Source organism: Lacrimispora amygdalina (assembly GCF_900205965.1).
Classification (GTDB): domain Bacteria; phylum Bacillota; class Clostridia; order Lachnospirales; family Lachnospiraceae; genus Lacrimispora; species Lacrimispora amygdalina_A.
In genome coordinates this window covers 160,130-180,139 of sequence record NZ_OAOF01000007.1, presented here as the reverse complement: position 1 = coordinate 180,139, position 20,010 = coordinate 160,130, and the positions used below count along the sequence as shown (strand labels likewise).

Genomic DNA, 20,010 nt, shown 5'->3' with positions numbered 1-20,010 from the left:
AGCAAAGAAAATATTAATAAGGCCGGAATTTCTGAAGTAATCTGCTGTGCTCCAAAAATTCCGGCTGTTTCGCTGGTACCTGGTTATTTTACAATCACGCCATCCTCATCCCAGAGATCATGCCAGTCATTCGCGCCTTCCCAAAGGAATACCTGGCCTTTCACCAGACGGTTGTTCCTCTCTAAGGTTGCGATCCGGCTCATCTCCTCTGCCGTAAGCGGATCTTCTGTCATTGCTTTTAAGTTGCTTACGTATTCCATCTCATGAATGGAGAAGGGAATGGGAATCTGTCCTCTCTGGCGGGCCCATTTAAGAGCGATAACAGCAGGATGAACGCCGTGAGCTGCTGCAATTTCCTTCATTTCCGGTGTCTGTAAATCTGCCACATCCTCCGGACACATATCTCTTTCCGGTCTCTGCGGAGAGCCTAATGGCATGAAACCGATTGGCTGGATCTTATGAGCAACCAGATAATCAAACAGCTCCTGCTGCTGGAAACAGGGGTGAAGCTCCATCTCACAGGCTGCAGGCATAATGTTCATGTGAGGAAGAACTGCTTTCAGCTTTGGAATGGTCATGTTGGAAATACCGATATTGCGGATCAGTCCTTTTTTCACCAGTTCCTCACACTGACGGTAGGTTCTTAAAAATTCATCCGGAGAAAATGGTCTGGAATCCGGATTGCGGGAATCTACGTCACAGTGAGGTGCATGATAATTTGGAAATGGCCAGTGAATAAAGAACATATCCATATAATCACACTGTAAGTCTGCAATGCTCTTTAAGCAGGATTCCTCTACCCTCTCGTGCATGTCGTTCCATACCTTTGTCATAATGAAGAGGTCTTTTCTTTCCACTACACCCTCTGCAAATGCCTGCTGGAATACTTCGCCGATCTGATCTTCATTTCCATAGCATGCCGCACAGTCAAACATGCGGTATCCACAGCGGATCGCTCCCCCAACAGCCGCGGATACTTCATCTGGAGTAAAACGGTCGGAACCGAAGGTTCCCATACCCACACAGGGAATTTCCTCTCCTGTGTATAACTTCACTTTTGGCACCAATGCCGGATTTACAGATTCTTTCATTGTCATATTCTCCTTCTCTTTTATAGGATTGTTATAATATAGCTCAGCCGTTTTTCTTCCCCTGGCTTTACAATTGCTGCATTTCGTTTCTCTTCAAATACATCATTCTCGTCACTGCAGGTGGACAGCCCGGTCCATGGTTCTAAAGCAAGAAACGGTCCGTCGTTGGCAGCTGACCAGATTACAAGATAGGAGAATGACCCCATCTTAAGCTCTACTCCATGTCCGGTTTCATTGTGACAGAGTGTTACTTTTTTCGATTTCAGCCGGTCAAATATAATTCCGTCTTCATAGAAAAGGGAATGGGTGAGAGGAAGGACGGTACCGTCAAAGGCAATCTCTTTCCTGTGTCCCATGTCAACCAGCCCGGTCTTTAAGTCCGGTGTGGGTGCAGTCTTCTCTTCATTGACCTCAAAGATCACCTGATAATCCTCATAATTTTCTGTTGGTAAAAGAGGACAGTTAAATGCCGGATGACCTCCGATAAAGAAAGGCATATCCTCTGTCCCTGTATTCGTTACCCCATATGTCACATGAATGCTGTCCCCTTCCAGCCTGTATTCCATGGTGAGAGTAAAGGGATAAGGATATTTTTCCATCATCTCTTCATTTTCTGAAATGGAAAAACAAATACTGTTCTCTTTTTCTGACTCCAGCTTAAATTCTTCCCTGCGGACAATCCCATGTCTTGGCATCTGAATCTCTTTCCCATCTTTTGTGACCGCCCTGTTGTCTCTTAAGCTGCCGCAGATGGGGAACAGAACAGGCGCCTGCCCGCTCCAGTACTCAGGATCTCCCTGCCATAAGTACTCCGTACCTGCTTCGTTCTTAATCGATGTAAGCGCACCTCCCAGGGAGGTGAAACCCACTTCCAGCCGTTCATTCTTTAACGAGTATATCATTTTCAACCCCCAATTCTTGTGATTTCTATCTGCGGCAGCAGTCTTTCCATATCTTCCATCAGGAAAAAGCCTGTTTCCGCTCTTAATGCGGAAGCTGCTGAGACAGCACTTGCATTTCTTAATATCTCTTCTATAGACAGCTGTCTTGAAAGACCCAGAGCATAACCGGCAATCATGGAGTCACCGCATCCCACCGTGTTTACCGCATCTATTTTAGGTACTCTGGCTCTGTAAATACCGGAGCTGCATACCACGAAGGAACCTTCCGAACCAAGGGAAACGGCTACAATCTCCACACCCCTTTTATGAATATCCTTTGCAGCTTCGATCATCTCTTCCAGGCTGTCACAGCTTTTTCCTGTCAGCATACGGATCTCATCTAAATTGGGCTTAATCATGGAAGGCTTGGCTTCGATCCCCATCTTAAGTAAATTTCCGCTGGTATCTAAAATCACCTTTTTTCCGGCTTCCTTTCCCACCTTCACCATTCTCTGGTAAGCAGTGCCGTCAAGTCCCCTGGGTACGCTTCCTGATATGGCTATAACTTCGGCATCTTTCGCAAGCTTTTTAAAATGTTCCAGGAACTTAAGAAAATCTTCCTCATCTACTTCAAAACCAGGTTCCAGAAATTCTGTCTGGATCTTGTTTTTTTCATCCCATATATTAATACAGGATCGGCTCTCTCCATTCAGATGATAAAATGAGCCTGTGATCCCAAAGGAACTTAATGCTTCTTCAATATAACCACCTGCATGACCACCTACAAAACCGGTTGCCACAACGCTGCCTCCTGCAATAACTGCCGGCTTTGAAACATTTAAGCCTTTGCCTCCCGGGGTATAAGAACAGGATTTTACACGGTTTACTTCCCCCTGTGAAAATCCATCAATTACATACCGTTTGTCAATGGCTGCATTTAATGTTACGGTCAGTATCATACCTTCCTCCTATTCGTTTACCAAAAGAATCTTTCCCTTAACCAGACCCGGTGTCTTAAAGAGCTGGAATGCCTCCTGCGCCTGACTCATGGGCATCTTCTTATAAACAAAGCCAGGATCAAATTTCAGCTGTCCTGTGGCAAAGTAATGAGCCGTCAGCTTCCATTCTTTTCCAGGGAAAGGGGAGCTGTATGACATCCAGGACCCGGTCAGTTTAAATTCTTTCCGGTTCATGTTTTCCCACATGGAAGGAGTAAAAGATAAATCCACATGAGGAGTTCCGATGAAGCAGACATTTGCTTTATTGGCTGCCAGTTCAAATGCCATCTGCATGGTTGGCACCTGTCCCGCCGTCTCAAATACATAGGAAAAGCCTTTTCCTTCTGTAAGAGCCATTGCCTTTTCATTAAAACCCTCCTGCGTGGTATTAATTGCTTCATCTGCGCCCAGACGTTTTGCCAGCTCCAGACGTTCTTCACTGATATCAAATACGACCACTTTTTTCGCTCCGAAAATCTTAGCCCACTGCATGGTGAACATGCCGATGGTTCCGCCTCCTAAAACTGCGGTATACTCACCGCCCCGGTAGTCATTCTGAAAAAGACCGTGAAGGGCAACGGTAGATGGCTCAAACATTGCACCCTGTTCATAGGAGATGCTTTTATCAAATGCAACTGCGTTCTGTTCAGGAATTACCACATACTCTGCGTTGCTTCCCTGCTGCCTGGAACCGATAAAACTATAGTGTCTGCAAAGAGAGAAGTTTCCGTTCTGGCAGTCATCGCATTTCATACAGGGGATTAAGGGTGCTCCGGAAACCCGGTCTCCCGGCTTTACTGATGTAACCCCTTCTCCCACTTCCACCACATCTCCTGAAAATTCATGTCCCAGAACGATTGGGTAAAAATGTACTCCGTTATGCAGCACTCTGGGAATATCTGATCCGCAGATTCCTGATGCCTTTACCCTGATCTTTACCAGTCCGGGGCCTGCCTGCGGCTCCTCATAGTCCATATATCTTACGTCTTCATTTGCACAAACAACTGCTGCTTTCATGACTCATTTTCTCCTTCCTGAACCATCATATCTTTTAAATGCTCATATAAGCTTAAATACTTCCGGTAATTCCTGTCATAGATTTTATTGTCTGCCTGATTGGGAACATGATACCGTTTGTTTTCCACAGTCAGCTTTACCGCCTCTTCAAAATCCTCATAAATTCCAACTCCTACTCCTGCCAGGATTGCCGCTCCCAAAGTCGTAGCTGTATCGGAAGATGGAACGATCACAGGCTTGCCTGTCACATCGGACTTGATCTGGGTCCACAAAAGAGAATTTGCAGATCCTCCCATGGCTCTTAATACATCAACCGATGCTCCTGCCTCTGCCGCCACTTCCAGGTTATGTCTTAAGGACATGGCCACTCCCTCCATGGCAGCGCGTATGAAGTGGCCTTTTGTCTTTCCAAAATCCATTCCGTAATAAACGCCTTTGGCATAGGGATTCCATAAGGGGGAACGTTCCCCAGCCATATAGGGAAGGAATATCAGACCGTCACAGCCTGGAGGGACGCTTCCGGCTGCTTCGTTAAATAGATCCAGAGAGCTTTTCCCGGTTCTTTTTCCTTCTTCTCTTTCAAATGCGCCAAACTCCTTCTCCAGCCACCGCATGGCTCCGCCGCCTCCGGTTGTACCGCCCTGCAATAACCATTTGCCAGGTACAACATGACAGCTTAAAATCAGCCTCGGATCTGCTTTGTAGCTGTCAATGCAGATGCTCATTCCGCCAGCCTGACCGCCCTGCTCCTGGGTTTCCCCGGCATGTATCACTCCGGCTCCAAGGGTTCCGCAGGCTGCGTCAAGACCACCAGCTGCCACTGGAGTTCCCTCTGCCAGCCCGGACTGGGCAGCTGCCACTTTCGTCACTTTGCCAATCACTTCATGACAGGGGTGGATATCCGGTAGAATCTGAACCGGAATTCCAAGTGCTTCGCACATCGCCTCATCCCAGGTTCCGGTATGCATGTCAAAGCAGTGAAGCCCATATCCCTGGGAGATATCCTGGGTCATCTGGCCGGTGAGTTTATATGCAATATAGCTGTTGGACTGGAGTACCTTAAAGATCTTATCATACACCTGGGGCATATTTCTCTGGTACCAGATGATTTTCGCAGTGCTGTAGGATGGCTGAAGGGAATTGCCGGCTACTTCAAATATCCGCTTTTCTCCCACTTTCTCATTCAGTTCCCTGCAGATATCATCGGCCCTGGTATCCATCCAGATAGGCGTATTGGTTAAAACGCTGCCTTCTTTGTCTACCGCTATGGCTGACCAGCTCTGCCCGTCAATTCCGATTCCTGCGATTTCTTCCGGCTTTATCTGGGATTTGGAAAATATGTATTTCATGGTGCTGCAGATCACCCGCCACCATTCGTCGGGATCCTGCTCTGCCCAGCCTGTCTGGGGATAATAAACCTCATATTCCCCGGTTGCAGTCTCTAATACGGTTCCATTTCTATCAAAAATGGCGATTTTACAGGCGCTGGTCCCTACGTCAATCCCTAATAAATATGGTTTCATGTTTTCCTCCTGAACCAATTAGTCCGCTTTATGGTCACATCCGCAGACCAGAATTCGGTTCTTAACGAACTGCTTCACTGCTTCCATTCCCACTGTGCCCAATTTCTTTGGATCAAAGGTGTCCGGATGCTCTTTTAAAAGCTTCTTTCCTGCATCGGTATAAGCCACTCTTAACTCTGTTGCAAAATTAACCTTACACATTCCTCTGCTCACACATTCTCTTACATCTTCGTCGCTTAAGCCAGATGCACCGTGAAGAACAAGGGGCACAGACACTAACTTTTTGACTTCACTGATCCGCTCTTTGTCTAAAACAGGAGTGGTTGCATAAAAGCCGTGGGCAGTTCCGATTCCGATTGCCAGGGAATGAACTCCTGTCCGTTCTACGAATTCCTTTGCCTGCATGGGGTCTGTATTGTTGTCCGCTTCTGCCTCCAGATCATCTTCTTTGCCGCCAACCTTACCCAGCTCGCCTTCTACTGTGATATTGCAGGCTCTTGCCGCATCTGCAGCCCGCTTGGTTAATGCGATGTTACTCTCAAAGTCTAAGTGGGAGCCATCAATCATAACAGATGTATATCCGGCACGGATTGCCTGGAGAACAAGCTCGTAGCTGCTGCCGTGATCTAAGTGGAGACATACCGGTACGGTTGCTTTTTCAGCCTCGGCTGCTGCCATGGCATAGTATGTTTCCAGTGTTCCGTATTTAACCGTTGACGGTGTGGTCTGAAGCATAACGGGAGCCCGAAGCTCCTCAGCTGCAGCCACCACGGCTTTCAGCATTTCCATATTTTCAACATTAAAAGCTCCTACTGCGTATCCGCCTTTTTGAGCATCCAAAAGCATTTGTTCCGATGTAACCAGTGACATAATATTTTCCTCCTAACAATTTTACGATCATTTGGTTCTTTACACTTACCATTATACCGTTTCTGTTTCGAAAAATTAGAGGGGAACCAGACAGAAGCCAGGGCTGTATGTCGTGTTATCGAACATTCCTTGACTTGCATCAATCATGCTGATAAAGTAAAATATAGGATAGAGATCGGAGGGGGATATCATGAGGACGGGATATAAAGACTTAAATATAAAAATAGGGATCGATGATACCACATTTTTGGTCTTAAACATCGTATTTGAGCGGTTTCTCCGTTCCATGCCAAGACACAGCCACGGGAATAACAGTTATGAAATCCACTATATTCCCTACGGTCATGGCAAAGTAAATATTGATGACCAGATTTATAATATTACGCCCAATACTCTGTACATGACAGGCCCTCATGTGGAGCATGAACAGATACCTTTAAAGAATGATCCCATGGCGGAATATTGTATTTATTTTAAGCTGCAAAAAAATAATACTCACCTCCAGCCTGAGGTGGATACGGTGGCTTATAAGTTCGAGAAAACCCATTTCTGGTTCGGACAGGACACCCAGGAGCTGTATCCGCTGATGCAGCAGATCTTTTTTGAACTGGAACACCGTTATACGGGATATATGATTTTAGTGGAGGCCCTTCTCCAGCAATGTGTAGTTAAGATTGTACGGAATTACGAATATAAGGCTCAGTCTAAGGTTCATTTTTCGCCTTCCAATCTGGTGGATAGTAAATATATTATAGTGGAAGAGTGCTTTCTTTATGAATATGAAACCATAACTCTGGAAAATCTGGCGGAAAGGCTTGGTTTAAGTGTACGACAGACGGAACGGTTTTTAAAGGATTATTACGGCAGAACCTTTCTTCAGAAAAAAACAGAAGCCAAGATGTCTATGGCGAAGATTTATTTAAATGATGAAACGATTAATATATCGGAGATTTCTGACAGGCTGAACTACTCTTCCATTCAGCACTTTTCCTATGCATTTAAGCAGTATTACGGGATCTCGCCGAGTAATTATAGGAAGAAGAACATGATAACTAAGTCTTGACAGATATAAACAGGAATGATATCCCAGAATCATAAAAGGAACAACCGTCCACAAGGTGGTTGACCATTACATGAGTAGCATACCCACCCCCGTAACCGCCAAGTTAACCAGGGTGGTTTTTGCTATGTATTACTACTTACGAATGTAGTAAGCAGGGTGCCTTTTCTTATAAATGTATATTCAAGTCCATCAGATATGTTTCCCCAGCCATAGTAAGATATCCGCAATAATCTCATCTCTACACGGTTCATTTAAAATTTCATGAAAGAGATTTGCATAGATATGCAGGCTCTTATCCTTAGAACTGATCTCTTCAAAGAGATCCAGGGAATCTTTTGCAGCAACCAGGCCGTCATTCGCTCCATGGAGAATCAAAACCGGTTCGGAAAAGCTTTTTATATTAGCCTTCAGCCACTGAACTCCCTCATAAATCTGATTAATCAGTCCGGTGCTGATCTGCTTTTCCACAAGAGGATCCGAAACATACGCTTCAATCACCTTCTTATCGCTGCACACACCATCTCCTAGTTCGTTGGGCAGATATGTATCATCTGGTGCCTCAATGGGGAACTGGTTTCCCATAACCGGATGGTTATAATGTGTCAGCGCACCAGAAGTAATAATACCATCTGCCATACCCGGATTCTTTGCACCAAACAGTGTTACTGTCTCCCCTCCCATACTGTGCCCGAAGAGAAAAACCTTCTTCCCGCCGCTTTCCTCTCTGGCAAGTGCAAGAATCTGTCCCAGATCATCAGGCATCTCATTAAAATCTTTAAAATAAACCTTTTTCCCCTCTGATTTTCCATGTCCCCTCTGATCATACCGGTAAACGCTGTAGCCGTTCTCGTTAAGCTTTTCCGTAAAGTAATCATACCGGTTTAAATGCTCACACAAGCCATGAGCAATGACAATCAGCGCTTTTGGATTCTCCACTTCATCTTTTTTAAATCTCAGTTTTGTTCCATCGAAGGATGAAATCATCCTTTCCTCCATTATTTTGTTTTCCCCATTCATAATGCCTTCTCCTTCCTTGTTTTAAATTCATCATACTACAGGAATCACTTTGTGGCAATTATGTTTAAAATCTAACGAAAAAACTGGTTTTCCCTTTCATGCTCTCCACTTGAATCTGTGCATGATGCCTGTCTGCTATCTGTTTTGCAATGGCAAGCCCCAGCCCGGTTCCGGAACGGTTTTGAGGGCTGTTGGTTTTATAGAACCGGTCAAACAGGAAGGGGATTGTTTCGGCAGGAATCTCTTCACCGCTGTTGGTCACAGTAATCAGGCAGCCTTGTGATTCCTTTGAAAGAATAAGTCCCACTTCCCCCTGATGCGGTGAAAATTTAACCCCATTGTCCAGAAGAATCAAAACAAGCTGGCGAAGCCGGCCATAATCCCCGGCCACAACGCACTCATCTTCCGGGCAGTTCACCAGAAGCTTAAGCTCTTTCTCCTCTGCTTTACGGCGTATTGCCCTCTGAGAATCCCGGACTACATCACATAGATTTACCTCCCCTATATCAAGGGAAAACTGGTCATCCTGAAGTCGTGATAAATCCAGCAGATCATTGACCAGTCTCTCCAGATGCCGGCTCTCTGCTAACATCTGATCATAATAATCCCTGATCTCCTCCGGAGTATCCACAGTCCCGTCCCAAAGCACCTCCAGGGAACCGCGAAGAACCGCCACCGGTGTACGAAGCTCATGAGAGACATTTGCCACAAAATCCTGTTTCATCTGATCCAGAGCAGCCTGCTGCTTTCTAGCCTCAGTCAGGCGTATGGATAGCAGATCAATGGTCTGAGCCAGCTGACCGATCTCATCTTCCTGGACAACACCGGTTTTAGCCGTATAATCACCATCTGCCAGGCAGTTTGCCGCATCCTTCATGCGCCGCAGAGGATTGGTAAAACGATAAGACAGCCACACTGCTGCCATACCTGCAAGAACCAGCGCTATGAAAGCTCCTGCTGCCAGCGCAGACATTCCCTGAAGCACAGCTTCATTGACTCCGCTCACCGGGGAGTGAAGAAGAACAGCGCCGGAAATTCCGTCAGCAGTACGGATTGGTACACCTACCGTCAGCGTCGGCGCATTTAACAGCCCTGAAAATTCTTCTCCATAAGTAATTTCTCCTTCCAGGACACGGCTGATGATTTTATCCGCATTCTCAGGAAGTTCTTCTCTGGTAGCAACCCCGTCATGACTTGCAGATATGAGAGTCCGGTCGTTATCCACGATCCACACCGTTGCCATGGCAATCTGATCTATAAAACGAAGATAGGAACCATATCCTCCCATACCATGACGCCCCATACCCATACCCATTCCCATACCTGTTTCCGGTCCCTGCTCCCCGCTTTCATACAGTGCCAGGGTTTCAGCAATGGAAACCGCCCGTTTTTCCATGGAAGACCGGTTAATTGCAATGGTATGCTGCCGGAACATAGACACAAACACCGTTCCCAATATGGCAGTAAACAAAAGGAGCACTGCGGCAAAAGAAGCAACCAGCTTCCATATTATTTTCTTATTCATGGCAGTACCTCAAATTTATAGCCCACATTCCGTATGGTACGGATCTCCCACGCAGGATGGGGGGCGTCTTCCAGTTTGGCCCTCAGCCGTTTCATATGAGAATCAACCGTGCGGGGATCACCGTAATAATCATAGCCCCACAAAAGATCCAGAAGCATCTCACGGGTATAGGCCCGGTTCTTTCCGCTTGCAAGGGTCCAGAGCATGTCTGTTTCCCGCTTTGTCAAAAATATGGGTTTATTATCAACTGCAACGCTGTAATTTTCAAGATTTATCATCAGATTCTCAATTTTAAGGATCTTCTCCGGTTCCCCGGCGCCTTTCTCTATACGCCGCATCACTGCCCTCACCCGTGCCATAACCTCACCTGGTGAAAATGGTTTTACAATATAATCATCGGCCCCGATGTCCAGCCCCATGATCTTTTCAAAATCCTCTCCTCTGGCAGTTACCATAATAACCGGAACATCGGACTGGCTGCGGATTTCCCTGCATACCTGGAAACCGTCCAGTTTCGGCATCATCACATCAAGCAGAACAACCTGTGGGTTTCTTGCATTGAATTCCTCCAGTGCCTGCTGCCCATCCTGTGCAAGTACCGTTTCGTAGCCTTCTTTCCTGGCTGCGCTGTTTAAAATATTTAATAACTGGGGACTGTCGTCCGCAATCAGCATAATAGACATATGACATACCTCCTGTGATCTTATTATAAATATAACAGCCAAATAAGGCAACTTCGTGGCACAAAAAATAAAATGACAAATAAAAAGACGATTTCTGACACATGAATGCCATATACAAAGGTTATTATGAACGTACCGAAAGGAAAATAACACAAACCGAAAGGAGTTAACAAACTATGAAAAACAACAAAAAAATGATGACTGGATTTGCAATTGCAATTGCACTTTCAGCCGCAACCATGACCTCATTTGCAGCTGCCGCTTACAAAACACCTGCCGAAGCAGTATCAGGTATTACTGGTAAAACAACAGATGAAGTGACTGCAGAACGCAGATCTGGAAAGACCTATGGATCAATGGCTGCTGAGGCAGGAAAATTAGATGAATTCCAGCAGGCAGTAGCTGATATCCACGAAGACAGGCTCAATCAGGCAGTTGCAGACGGCACACTTACCCAGGAACAGGCAGATGCACAGCTCGCCGCAATCCGGGAAAGGCAGGCAATCTGTGACGGAAACGGCACCGGCGCAGGTACCGGCTATGGTGCCGGCGGCTGTAACGGCACCGGTATGGGCTATAACCGCAGAGGAAACGGATTTGGATACCGGAATAATTAAGAGAACAATTTAAGATATTGACGCAGCCGCCCCCTTCCGGTCAAAACCCGGCAGGGGGCGGCTGCAGTTTCTTCTAACGCTGATTTTCTTCTCTGAACCATACACGCATTTCATTCTCGCCTCTGTTGGCCCAGCTGTAATAAGGAATCCATCTGATCTTTTTTCTGACTTTCTTTTCTGCTGCATTGCTCTGTCTGTAAAGCCATGAGTCTTCCCTGTCCGCTTCTGTCTTCCAGCCGGAAGCAGTCAAAACGCCCACGCCTCCCAGCAGATCTTCCTTAAATTCATATTCCAGTGGTTCCTGTTTTTCCACGGACATGAGATTCAGGTTCTTTCCATTATCCACTTCTTCCGCACAATAAACGAAAGGACCTCTGGAAACTGCAAATTTTCCATAATCGCTTTCCACCATGGGATTGGCATACCAGCGCTTTGGTTCCATATCCAATTCCAGTCGTATGGTATCCTCTTTGAAAACCTGATTAATATAGATAAAACCATGTTCTGCAACTAAATCAGTGCTTTTCCCGTTGATCTCCACACCAAAGGTATCAGACCAGGACGGTACCCGGATTCCCAGGCAGGCGCTTAAAGTTCCGCTGAAGTTTACCTTGATTTCCACAGATCCGGTCCATGGATATCCGGTCTTTAGTTCTATGTCCAGAATGCCATCCTCTATTTCAAAGCTCCCCTTACATTCCATAAAAAGATTCACCAGAAGCCTGTTTTTCTTTTGGACAAAAGCATACTGCTCCACTGAGGCTAAAAGCCTTGCAAGATTTGGAGGGCAGCACGCACAGCCAAGCCACTGGGGACGTACGCATTTTACATGACTCTTCCCCGGATCCTTCCTCGATTTTTCCGGAACTGCTTCCAGAGGATTTACATAAAAGAAATGTTTTCCGTCAAGTGCCACACCTCCCAGCACCGTGTTGTAGAGAGCACGCTCCATCACATCTCCATATTCCCCATTCTCCTCTGATAAAAGCATACGGTATGCAAAGAATACCAGTCCCACAGAGGCACAGGTCTCACAGTACATGGTATCATTCGGTAAATCGTAATCCAGGGTAAATGCTTCCCCTGATACAGTTGATCCGATTCCTCCGGTGATATACATACGCCGTTTTACAATGCTCTTCCATAACTGCCTGCACGCATTAAGAAGCTTCTCATCCCCTGACTCTGCCGCCACATCCGCCATGGCAGTGCAAAGATAAACCAGTCTTACTGCGTGTCCCTCGGCACTCTCCTGCTCCAGAACCGGAAGATGGGCCTGATAATAGGTCAGAGGAAGATGCTTAGAACCCATAACTGCCTGGTCTGTCCCCCGTATCAGTAAAAAGTACCGGGCCAGTTTTAAATACCTGTCCTCATGAGTCAGATGGTATAGACGCATCAGACCGATTTCAACCTCTTCATGACCATCATAGCCACGGTTCTTTCCTTCCTCTTGTCCAAATACGGAATCTATGTGGTCAGCCAGCTTACAGGCTGTCTTAAGAACCTTCTGATTACCTGTTGCTTCATAATAAGCCGCTGCCGCCTCAAAAAAGTGCCCTGCACAGTATAATTCGTGACTCTGCCACAGGCGTTTGTATTTCTCATCAGGTTCTTCAATGGTGAAATATGTATTCAGATATCCGTCGTCTTCCTGGGCTTCACTGATTAAGTCCACGGCGTCATCAGCCAGACGCTTCAATTCCTCATCCATCTGCTCCCCCAGGGTATAGGCAACCGCTTCCAGCCATTTATAAAGATCGCTGTCCTGGAACACCCAGCCATAATGTTTCCCTTTTTTTCTGCCGGCCGCAATCCGGAAATTTTCTATTACATGGCTCTTTTCGTTTGGGATGGAATCGTCGTTGCGCTCCCGTTCAATGATGATATCAATCTCATCGTTTAATACCTTCCACTGATAAGGAATCATCTCCTTTCTGATTAATTCTTTGTACCTGGTGAAAAATCTGTCACGTATTTCTACTTTGTTCATACTGCACCTCCTGATTGACTCTCAAAGTGACGTCGGCATAAACTGCCGGCGCCACTTCCTTTTAATTGTATGTATATCTATTTCTTAATAATACCATCAATAACGGCCTGTGCTTTCGCTGCGGCTTCCTCCGGTGTACCGGAGTCTGTCATTACCTCATTAAATGCTAACGATATGGCATCGGAAATATCCGGCCATTCCGGTAATGGCCCTCTTGCATTAGCATACTGCATTTCTTCCACAAATGCATCATAAACCGGATCTCCCTTAAATTGTTTTTTTGCAATGACAGAATCAGAAGAGATATATCCCATTGCATTCATCATATATAGACAGGTTTCCTCGCTGGTGGCATATTTAAGGAATTGAACAGCACCTTCCTCGTTGCCTCCCTTAATCACTGCGTAATTTTCTCCGCCAAGACCAGAGGCCTGTTTCTTGTCCATTGGAATCGGGGCAACGTTCCATTTTAAATCAGGCGCTTCCTGACGCATGGTGGGAACCTGCCATGTTCCGTTAATCATCATGGCTAAATTTCCGGAGATAAACTGATTCATGGTATCTCCCTGTGTCCAGTTAATTGCCTCTTTTGTCATGGCACCGGAATCAACCAGCTTTTTCACCATTGTAAGCGCTTTGATTCCGCCTTCGGAATTCATTTCGTATGCTGTGGCACCCGTTGACCATACCCATGGAAGGAAATTAAAGGTACCTTCTTCATTTTGCAGGCTGCAGTGTGCAAATCCCGATACCTGACCGGTTGTACAGGCTTTCGCTGTCGTAAGCAGTTCATCCCATGAGGTTGGGACTTCACAGCCTGCTGCCTTTAGCATATCTTCATTATAGAAAAGGAGCAGACAGTTGCTTCCAAACGGCACTCCATATAATTTACCGTCTAAGGTGCAGGAATTTACAGGGCCGGGATAATAGGTGCTGACATCGAATCTTCCGGTTAAATCTGCGAAGATACCCATGGCTGCATAGGAAGCATGGTCCGGATTATCAAGAATGACCAGATCCGGAAGTTCATCAGCAGAGGCCCCAATGGAAAGCTGTTTCTTAAAATCGGCAAATGGTACGTACTTTGCCTGTACTTTCACATCACTTTGTGATCCGTTAAATTCCTCGATAATATGATTCAGTGCTTTCTGATGACCTTCCGTCTCCCAGTAGTACCAGATTGTCACATCACCAGCGGTTTTGCTCTTCTCCGTCTCCGAATCCTTTTCACTTCCTGTTTCAGATGCATTCTCACTGTTTTTGACTGTTTGAGTCCCACTCTCCGTCGCTGACACAGCTCCGCTCCCAGAGCTGCAGCCAGTCACTGCTCCCCCAAGCATCGCTGCAAAAAGTAAGGCTGTCATTAACTTTTTCATGTTTTTCCTCCTTAAATTTTTCTTGTTTCAACGACTTTATTATAACGGTTATGCAGCCTGGAAAAAACTCAACAAATCTTAGAAAGGGTAAATTTTCTTAAGTGGGAATATGTAAAATCACCTCCGTTCCCCTCCCTTCTTCGCTGTTGATCTCGATTTTCACCTCTTCTCCGTAGTACATACGAAGTCTGTTAATGGCATTTTCCATCCCAATATGAGAACCGGCATCTGACTCTCCGAAGATTCCTTTTCTGATTAATTCCAGCTTTTCACGTTCCATTCCTATTCCATTATCCCGAATAAGAATCCGCAGTTTTTCTCCTTCCCGGCTCACCCCTACTTCCAGTACATGATTGGTCCTGGTCCCTTCAAATCCGTGAAGGATGGAATTCTCCACAAATGGCTGAAGCAGCAGTTTGTGTATCCTGCAGTCCATCAGATCCGGATCCACATTGATGCTGCAGGTAAAATTGTTCTTCAGCCGGAACTGCTGTAAATAAATGTACTTTTTCAGCCAGTCGATCTCATCCTGCACACAAACCTCCCCGCTGCTGTCCGCAATTGCATAACGCAGTATGGTCGCCAGGGAGTTAATTGCATTGCTGATATCAAATTCATCCTTGTCAATGGCCATCCAGTTTATAGTATCCAGTGTATTATAGAGAAAATGCGGATTAATCTGTGCTTCCATCGCCTTTAACTCTGCCTGCCGCTGCATCTGTCCTGCTCTCTTTTCTTTTTTCAGAGCAGTCTCCAGCTTCTCTAACATGTCATTGAACTGGACAGCTATGGTCTCTATTTCCACAGGCATTTTCCTGTCCGTATGAACGCGGACCTTTAAATTCCCCTCTCTTGCAGTCTGCATGGATGCCACTACCATCTTCACCGAATCCACGAGACGGTCAAGCACCCCATACGTCAGTAATACAGTGACTATAAGAAGGATAATACTTAAAGCGACAATCAGAAAAATCTGGGTGTTTAAATTCTTCATTAAACCGCCCTGATCCATCACATTCACCAGATCCCAGCCCAGGGTTTCATCATGATAAAGCCAGACAGAGGTATAGCGTTCCTCATATAACCCCTCCTCCCTGATAAACTTTTTGCATGCTTCCACCCTTGCCTCTAAAGGTGCCCCCTTACGGTAAAGCACTTTTCCGATTTTTTCCGGTTCCCGGTAAGCAATGATACGTCCTGCCTCGTCAAGAATAAAGTTAAAACTTTTGTCCCTGTCCTGACCGTGAACCTGACATACACTCTGAAGGAATTCCTTGTCAAGGCTGATAATCACAATCCCATTCTCTCTATTTAGATTTCTGTAGTCTATAATCCGGTGCGCCAGGTGCAGCAGATAGTAGTCCTCATTTGCAAATCTGGTTCCGTATTCCGTAGGAAAAATATGTGTCTCATTATCCGAGGAAACCTCCCCATAAAGCTGCTCCTGAGACAAACTGAAGTTATTCATCCATGAATTTTCATAGGTAGACGCAGACAGCTGGTTATATGTGATGCTTAAACCTTCCGGCGAAATGACCGTTATGGACTTGATGTATTCTTTGGTATTTAAAAGTCCTCTTAAATACCTTCGCAGCTGGTTCTTTGCGACAGAGGCATTCTGCTTCTGGTCCAGCCGGTCCACCCATACTACCACATCATCATTGGTATAAATCTGAAATAAAAGATCCTCATATGCTTTCAGGCGGATTAGTAAATTATTATCCATCTGCATCAGGCTGACACTGGTCAGCTCCTGGGTGTTCTTTTTTAAAGTAAACGAGATGTTATAAAAATAAAAAAAGCTTAATACAAGAATAGGAATTGTTGAAGTTGCCCAGAAAAGACGAATTAATTTTTTCTTTAAACTCACTTTTTTCATAAGGCTCCTTTTTCGGCACATTATCCCTTAACTGCACCGTTTGTCATTCCCGTAATGATATACTTCTGCATAAACAGAAAGATCAGTGCAACCGGAATAATGGTCACAATGGCAAAGGCAGTTAAATAACTCCATTTTGTTCCGTACTGCCCCATAAAATTAAAAATACCGGCTGTAATCGGCCTCTTCTGCTGATCCAGAATAAATGTCATGCCATAGGCTAAATCTCCCCAGCCATACAGGAAAGAAAATATGGCGCATACCACCACTCCTGGTTTGGCAACCGGAAGCAGAATCCTTAAAAATGCCAGAAAGCGGGTGCATCCGTCAATATAGGCTGCCTCTTCAAGCTCCCTGGGTACAGATGCAAAATAATTTTTCAGAATCAGCACCGAGAATGGAATGCCAAGTGTGGCATCGGATAATATGGCAGCCAGCCAGGTATTGTATATATGCATCCCCTTAAACATAATAAACATAGGTGTCAGAAGGACTGAAACCGGAAGCATCTGAGTGACCAGAAAGCACAGCAGCATACCGTTTCTCCCTTTGAAATGATATCTTGCCACTGCATAGGAAGCCGGAACTGCCAGGATAACGGCAATTGCCATGGCGCCGGAGGATATGATCAGGCTGTTTGCAAAGGAACGGAACATATTGAAATCGCCGTTATCAACCTGGACCGCATAAGACTTCGTATTTAATACATGGGGATAAAAAGTGGGCGGAATCTGGAAGATCTCCTTCTCTGTTTTCAGTGAAGTGATAAATATCCAAAACAGAGGAAACAGCAGCAGGCATAAGATCACCACCGAAATAATACATAATAAAAATTCTTTTTTTCCTGTTTTCCTTTCCTTTTCCATCACGCTTCCTCCCCTTTCATTGTAATTTTTAAATAAACAACGCCGACCAGCAGCAAAATTACAAGCAGTACATTGGCTGCTGAGGAGCCGAGGCTGTACTGGAACATCTCAAAGGACAGTTTGTAAGAATAGGTGGACAGCAGATGAGTGGAATTTACAGGCCCTCCCCCAGTCATTACATAGACCATGTCATAAACCTTGAACGTATAAATAAATCCCAGAACCAGAAGGGATTCAATTGTGGTTCTCATCAGAGGAAGGGTGATTTTAAAGAATTTCTGCCTTCCATTTGCGCCATCAATGGCTGCACTTTCATACAGTTCCAAAGGGATTGTGGTAAGTCCGGTTGATATGAGAATTGTATTAAAGGGAATTCCGATCCAGATATTGGCAATAATAACGGCTGTCATGGCAGTTGACGGACTGGTAAGCCACTGTATATTTTCGGAGATCAGCCCTGCGCTTTTTAAGAAATAATTGATAATACCCACATCGGTGGAAAACATAAACTTAAAAATCAAAGCCGTAACTGTCATGGGAATCATCCATGGTATCATAAGGAGACCTCTGACCGGTCTGGCAAACGGAAAATCTTTCTGGAACAGAAGTGCCAGCGCAAAGCCAATCAGAAACTGAACCACCAGACAGCTGACTGTAAACAGCAGTGTGTTAAAAAGCGCCCTTAAAAAAACTGCATCCTGCATCAGTTTTATGTAATTATCAAAGCCTATAAACTCTTTGGATCCACGGACTAAATTCCGGACCGTCACATTCTGAAGGCTTAAGATAATGTTACTGACAATGGGATAACCCGCAAAATACAGCATATAAAGAAATGCCGGCATCGCATACAAAAGCCCGACATTCTCATATCGGAAAAAACGTTTCATTTGTTTCACTGAATAAAATCCTCCTTTTCATTTATTTCCGCTGAAATCATCTTACACTGTATAACAGTTTCCATAAATGAGTGAAACCTTGAAAAGGAGGAAAAACCTAAGCGCTTTGCTCTATTTTAACATCTTTCTGTAATCAGCGGGAAGCTGTCCTGTCATCTCCTTAAACACCTTGCTGAAGTATTTGGGATCGGAATAGCCTACTTTTGCGGCTATTTCATACAGCTTCAGATGAGTTGTGCACAGCAATTCCTTAGCTTTACTGATCCTGAAATTTTTCATGTATGTACTGTAGGTCATTCCCATTTCCTTATGAAATTGTGTCCCCAGGTATTCCGGAGTAAGATTCAGTTTTGAGGAGATCTCGTCCAGTGTGATACCGCTCTGATAAAATTCCCGGATCAGGCTTCTGACCCGTTTTATAGTCAGATGGTTAATCTCCTTATCCTCCGGTCTTGATCTTATATATCCAAAAAGGTAATCTGCCGCATATGCCAGTTCTTCCCTCCGCTTTGCTTCCATAATCATCTCCAGAAGCTTCTGCTGTTTTAAAGATTCGAAATTGATACAGCCCAGTTCCTTGGCCATCCCCATGACCGCCCATAAAAAGCGCACATAACATTCCTTAATTTCCCTGGGTTCATAGATCCTGCCATCTACAAAGCTGTCGTGAAATTCCTTCATAAGCGCCTTTGCCTTCTCCCAATTGTCCGAGCAGATAGTCACTTTCATCCTGGTTTCCAGCTCAATGGGATAGATACAGGGCAACGTCTGAACGTGCATTATCTTGGGATAGGAGATTAAAATTTCTTCATCAAACGATATATTCCAGTCCATGCAGGGGCCAAGACAGTCCAGCCCAATCTTCAGCTCCTCTGGGCCTGTAACCTCCATCCAGCCAAAGGTCATACTCCTGGGTCTGGATGTTAAAATCTGCTGCTGCAGCCATCGCTCCAGATCATGGGCATCCTGATAATGGTAAAGAACCACAGCCAGGGATTTTTTATATAAAAGATCCAGAATGCAAAAAGAAAGATCCGGATACGTGGAAAACATATGGCGTAGATGTTTCACTGCTCCATTCCGTTCCTCCTTATAACGTCTTCCCAGATATACAGAAACAAATACTAATTTCTGAGCCCGCTCTATCTGGTAGCTATGATGCAGATAAGCGCTGATATCCTCGTCCATCTCCAGTCGTCCATTCAGGAAATCATAGAAAATCTGCTCCAACGTTCCGATCTTTGCAGGCTTTTCCTGCCTGTCTTTTTCCACCTGCAGCTCCACATGCTCCAGTGCTTTCGAAAACTCATTGAGGGAAATCGGCTTCAGCAGATATTCCGTCACTCCAAGCTTCATAGCCTGACGGGCATATTCAAATTCCGAATAGGCACTTAAAACGATGGCTTTTGCAGTAACTCCATCTTTTACCGCATTGGTCATCATCTCCAGGCCATCCATCTTTGGCATACGGATATCAGTAATCACGATATCGGGCTTTAACTCCCTGAGCATAAGAAGCCCGTCTTCTCCATTCTCCGCTTCCCCTGCTATCATGTAATCCTGCCTCATTTTGCCTAAAAGCTTCCGGATCCCTTCTCTGATCCGAATCTCGTCTTCTACAATCAGCAACCTCATGATTCATTCCCCTTTTATAGAATTGCTCTCCGGTCTTCCCCATATAACCGCTGTTTTCATATTACTTGAATCTGATT

General features: G+C 45.2%; 17 protein-coding genes. 2 read left to right on the top strand and 15 right to left on the bottom strand.

Features of this window, described 5'->3' with window-relative positions:
- Positions 1-83: 83 nt before the first annotated feature.
- Genes CRO04_RS11920 through CRO04_RS11895 form a run of 6 tightly spaced genes read right to left on the bottom strand, consistent with a single transcriptional unit; the run spans position 84 to position 6,380 of the window.
- Entirely contained in the window at positions 84-1,091 is a 1,008-nt protein-coding gene (locus CRO04_RS11920) for an aldo/keto reductase (RefSeq protein WP_097004464.1), read from the bottom strand.
- 20 nt (positions 1,092-1,111) lie between these two features.
- Positions 1,112-1,993 carry an aldose 1-epimerase family protein gene (locus tag CRO04_RS11915; protein WP_097004463.1) on the bottom strand — a complete coding sequence of 294 codons (882 nt, stop codon included), beginning with the start codon at positions 1,991-1,993 and terminating at the stop codon, positions 1,112-1,114.
- Between the two features lie 2 nt (positions 1,994-1,995).
- Positions 1,996-2,931, bottom strand: coding sequence for a 1-phosphofructokinase (pfkB, locus tag CRO04_RS11910; protein ID WP_097004462.1), 936 nt, complete (start codon positions 2,929-2,931; stop codon positions 1,996-1,998).
- A gap of 9 nt (positions 2,932-2,940) precedes the next feature.
- Positions 2,941-3,987 carry a galactitol-1-phosphate 5-dehydrogenase gene (locus tag CRO04_RS11905; RefSeq protein ID WP_097004461.1) on the bottom strand — a complete coding sequence of 349 codons (1,047 nt, stop codon included), beginning with the start codon at positions 3,985-3,987 and terminating at the stop codon, positions 2,941-2,943.
- Positions 3,984-5,510 (bottom strand): xylulokinase, encoded by a 1,527-nt coding sequence (locus CRO04_RS11900; protein WP_097004460.1) that lies wholly within the window; start codon positions 5,508-5,510, stop codon positions 3,984-3,986. The genes CRO04_RS11905 and CRO04_RS11900 overlap by 4 nt, the downstream gene beginning before the upstream one ends.
- An 18-nt stretch (positions 5,511-5,528) precedes the next feature.
- Positions 5,529-6,380: a class II fructose-bisphosphate aldolase gene (locus CRO04_RS11895; RefSeq protein ID WP_097004459.1), complete on the bottom strand. Its 852-nt coding sequence runs from the start codon at positions 6,378-6,380 to the stop codon at positions 5,529-5,531.
- 190 nt (positions 6,381-6,570) lie between these two features.
- Between CRO04_RS11895 and CRO04_RS11890 the strand changes: the two genes are divergently transcribed.
- The gene (locus CRO04_RS11890; RefSeq protein WP_097004458.1) at positions 6,571-7,443 is read left to right on the top strand and encodes an AraC family transcriptional regulator; all 873 of its coding nucleotides are present in this window, start codon (positions 6,571-6,573) and stop codon (positions 7,441-7,443) included.
- Positions 7,444-7,632: 189 nt separating this feature from the next.
- Here CRO04_RS11890 and CRO04_RS11885 read toward each other — a convergent pair whose 3' ends face one another.
- The 3 genes from CRO04_RS11885 to CRO04_RS11875 form a co-directional block, all read right to left on the bottom strand.
- Positions 7,633-8,460, bottom strand: a complete 828-nt coding sequence (locus tag CRO04_RS11885; protein WP_242974446.1) for an alpha/beta hydrolase — start codon at positions 8,458-8,460, stop codon at positions 7,633-7,635.
- A gap of 64 nt (positions 8,461-8,524) precedes the next feature.
- A complete protein-coding gene (locus tag CRO04_RS11880; protein WP_097004457.1) occupies positions 8,525-9,985 on the bottom strand; it encodes a sensor histidine kinase in 1,461 nt (486 codons plus the stop codon).
- The gene (locus CRO04_RS11875; protein WP_097004456.1) at positions 9,982-10,668 is read right to left on the bottom strand and encodes a response regulator transcription factor; all 687 of its coding nucleotides are present in this window, start codon (positions 10,666-10,668) and stop codon (positions 9,982-9,984) included. Before CRO04_RS11875 ends, CRO04_RS11880 begins: the two co-directional genes overlap by 4 nt.
- Positions 10,669-10,844: 176 nt before the next feature.
- Between CRO04_RS11875 and CRO04_RS11870 the strand changes: the two genes are divergently transcribed.
- Positions 10,845-11,285 carry a hypothetical protein gene (locus tag CRO04_RS11870; RefSeq protein ID WP_097004455.1) on the top strand — a complete coding sequence of 147 codons (441 nt, stop codon included), beginning with the start codon at positions 10,845-10,847 and terminating at the stop codon, positions 11,283-11,285.
- A 73-nt stretch (positions 11,286-11,358) separates the two neighbouring features.
- On the opposite strand, the gene CRO04_RS11865 is transcribed toward CRO04_RS11870, so the two are convergent.
- From CRO04_RS11865 to CRO04_RS11840, 6 genes are all read right to left on the bottom strand, one after another.
- A complete protein-coding gene (locus CRO04_RS11865) occupies positions 11,359-13,278 on the bottom strand; it encodes a glycoside hydrolase family 127 protein (RefSeq protein ID WP_097004454.1) in 1,920 nt (639 codons plus the stop codon).
- 77 nt (positions 13,279-13,355) lie between these two features.
- Complete coding sequence (locus CRO04_RS11860) at positions 13,356-14,654, bottom strand: sugar ABC transporter substrate-binding protein (RefSeq protein WP_242974444.1); 1,299 nt, start codon at positions 14,652-14,654, stop codon at positions 13,356-13,358.
- A 97-nt stretch (positions 14,655-14,751) separates the two neighbouring features.
- Entirely contained in the window at positions 14,752-16,533 is a 1,782-nt protein-coding gene (locus CRO04_RS11855; protein WP_166432541.1) for a cache domain-containing sensor histidine kinase, read from the bottom strand.
- A gap of 20 nt (positions 16,534-16,553) precedes the next feature.
- Entirely contained in the window at positions 16,554-17,399 is an 846-nt protein-coding gene (locus CRO04_RS11850; RefSeq protein WP_097004452.1) for a carbohydrate ABC transporter permease, read from the bottom strand.
- Positions 17,399-18,289, bottom strand: coding sequence for a carbohydrate ABC transporter permease (locus CRO04_RS11845; protein ID WP_097004451.1), 891 nt, complete (start codon positions 18,287-18,289; stop codon positions 17,399-17,401). Before CRO04_RS11845 ends, CRO04_RS11850 begins: the two co-directional genes overlap by 1 nt.
- Before the next feature lie 120 nt (positions 18,290-18,409).
- Positions 18,410-19,933: a response regulator transcription factor gene (locus CRO04_RS11840; RefSeq protein WP_097004450.1), complete on the bottom strand. Its 1,524-nt coding sequence runs from the start codon at positions 19,931-19,933 to the stop codon at positions 18,410-18,412.
- Positions 19,934-20,010 lie beyond the last annotated feature (77 nt).

Excerpts from the sequence above, each read along its gene's own strand:
- CRO04_RS11920 (WP_097004464.1), bottom strand. The coding sequence starts at position 1,091 with ATGAAAGAATCTGTAAATCCGGCATTGGTGCCAAAAGTGAAGTTATAC.
- CRO04_RS11915 (WP_097004463.1), bottom strand. The coding sequence starts at position 1,993 with ATGATATACTCGTTAAAGAATGAACGGCTGGAAGTGGGTTTCACCTCC.
- pfkB (WP_097004462.1), bottom strand. The coding sequence starts at position 2,931 with ATGATACTGACCGTAACATTAAATGCAGCCATTGACAAACGGTATGTA.
- CRO04_RS11905 (WP_097004461.1), bottom strand. The coding sequence starts at position 3,987 with ATGAAAGCAGCAGTTGTTTGTGCAAATGAAGACGTAAGATATATGGAC.
- CRO04_RS11900 (WP_097004460.1), bottom strand. The coding sequence starts at position 5,510 with ATGAAACCATATTTATTAGGGATTGACGTAGGGACCAGCGCCTGTAAA.
- CRO04_RS11895 (WP_097004459.1), bottom strand. The coding sequence starts at position 6,380 with ATGTCACTGGTTACATCGGAACAAATGCTTTTGGATGCTCAAAAAGGC.
- CRO04_RS11890 (WP_097004458.1), top strand. The coding sequence starts at position 6,571 with ATGAGGACGGGATATAAAGACTTAAATATAAAAATAGGGATCGATGAT.
- CRO04_RS11885 (WP_242974446.1), bottom strand. The coding sequence starts at position 8,460 with ATGAATGGGGAAAACAAAATAATGGAGGAAAGGATGATTTCATCCTTC.
- CRO04_RS11880 (WP_097004457.1), bottom strand. The coding sequence starts at position 9,985 with ATGAATAAGAAAATAATATGGAAGCTGGTTGCTTCTTTTGCCGCAGTG.
- CRO04_RS11875 (WP_097004456.1), bottom strand. The coding sequence starts at position 10,668 with ATGTCTATTATGCTGATTGCGGACGACAGTCCCCAGTTATTAAATATT.
- CRO04_RS11870 (WP_097004455.1), top strand. The coding sequence starts at position 10,845 with ATGAAAAACAACAAAAAAATGATGACTGGATTTGCAATTGCAATTGCA.
- CRO04_RS11865 (WP_097004454.1), bottom strand. The coding sequence starts at position 13,278 with ATGAACAAAGTAGAAATACGTGACAGATTTTTCACCAGGTACAAAGAA.
- CRO04_RS11860 (WP_242974444.1), bottom strand. The coding sequence starts at position 14,654 with ATGAAAAAGTTAATGACAGCCTTACTTTTTGCAGCGATGCTTGGGGGA.
- CRO04_RS11855 (WP_166432541.1), bottom strand. The coding sequence starts at position 16,533 with ATGAAAAAAGTGAGTTTAAAGAAAAAATTAATTCGTCTTTTCTGGGCA.
- CRO04_RS11850 (WP_097004452.1), bottom strand. The coding sequence starts at position 17,399 with ATGGAAAAGGAAAGGAAAACAGGAAAAAAAGAATTTTTATTATGTATT.
- CRO04_RS11845 (WP_097004451.1), bottom strand. The coding sequence starts at position 18,289 with ATGAAACGTTTTTTCCGATATGAGAATGTCGGGCTTTTGTATGCGATG.
- CRO04_RS11840 (WP_097004450.1), bottom strand. The coding sequence starts at position 19,933 with ATGAGGTTGCTGATTGTAGAAGACGAGATTCGGATCAGAGAAGGGATC.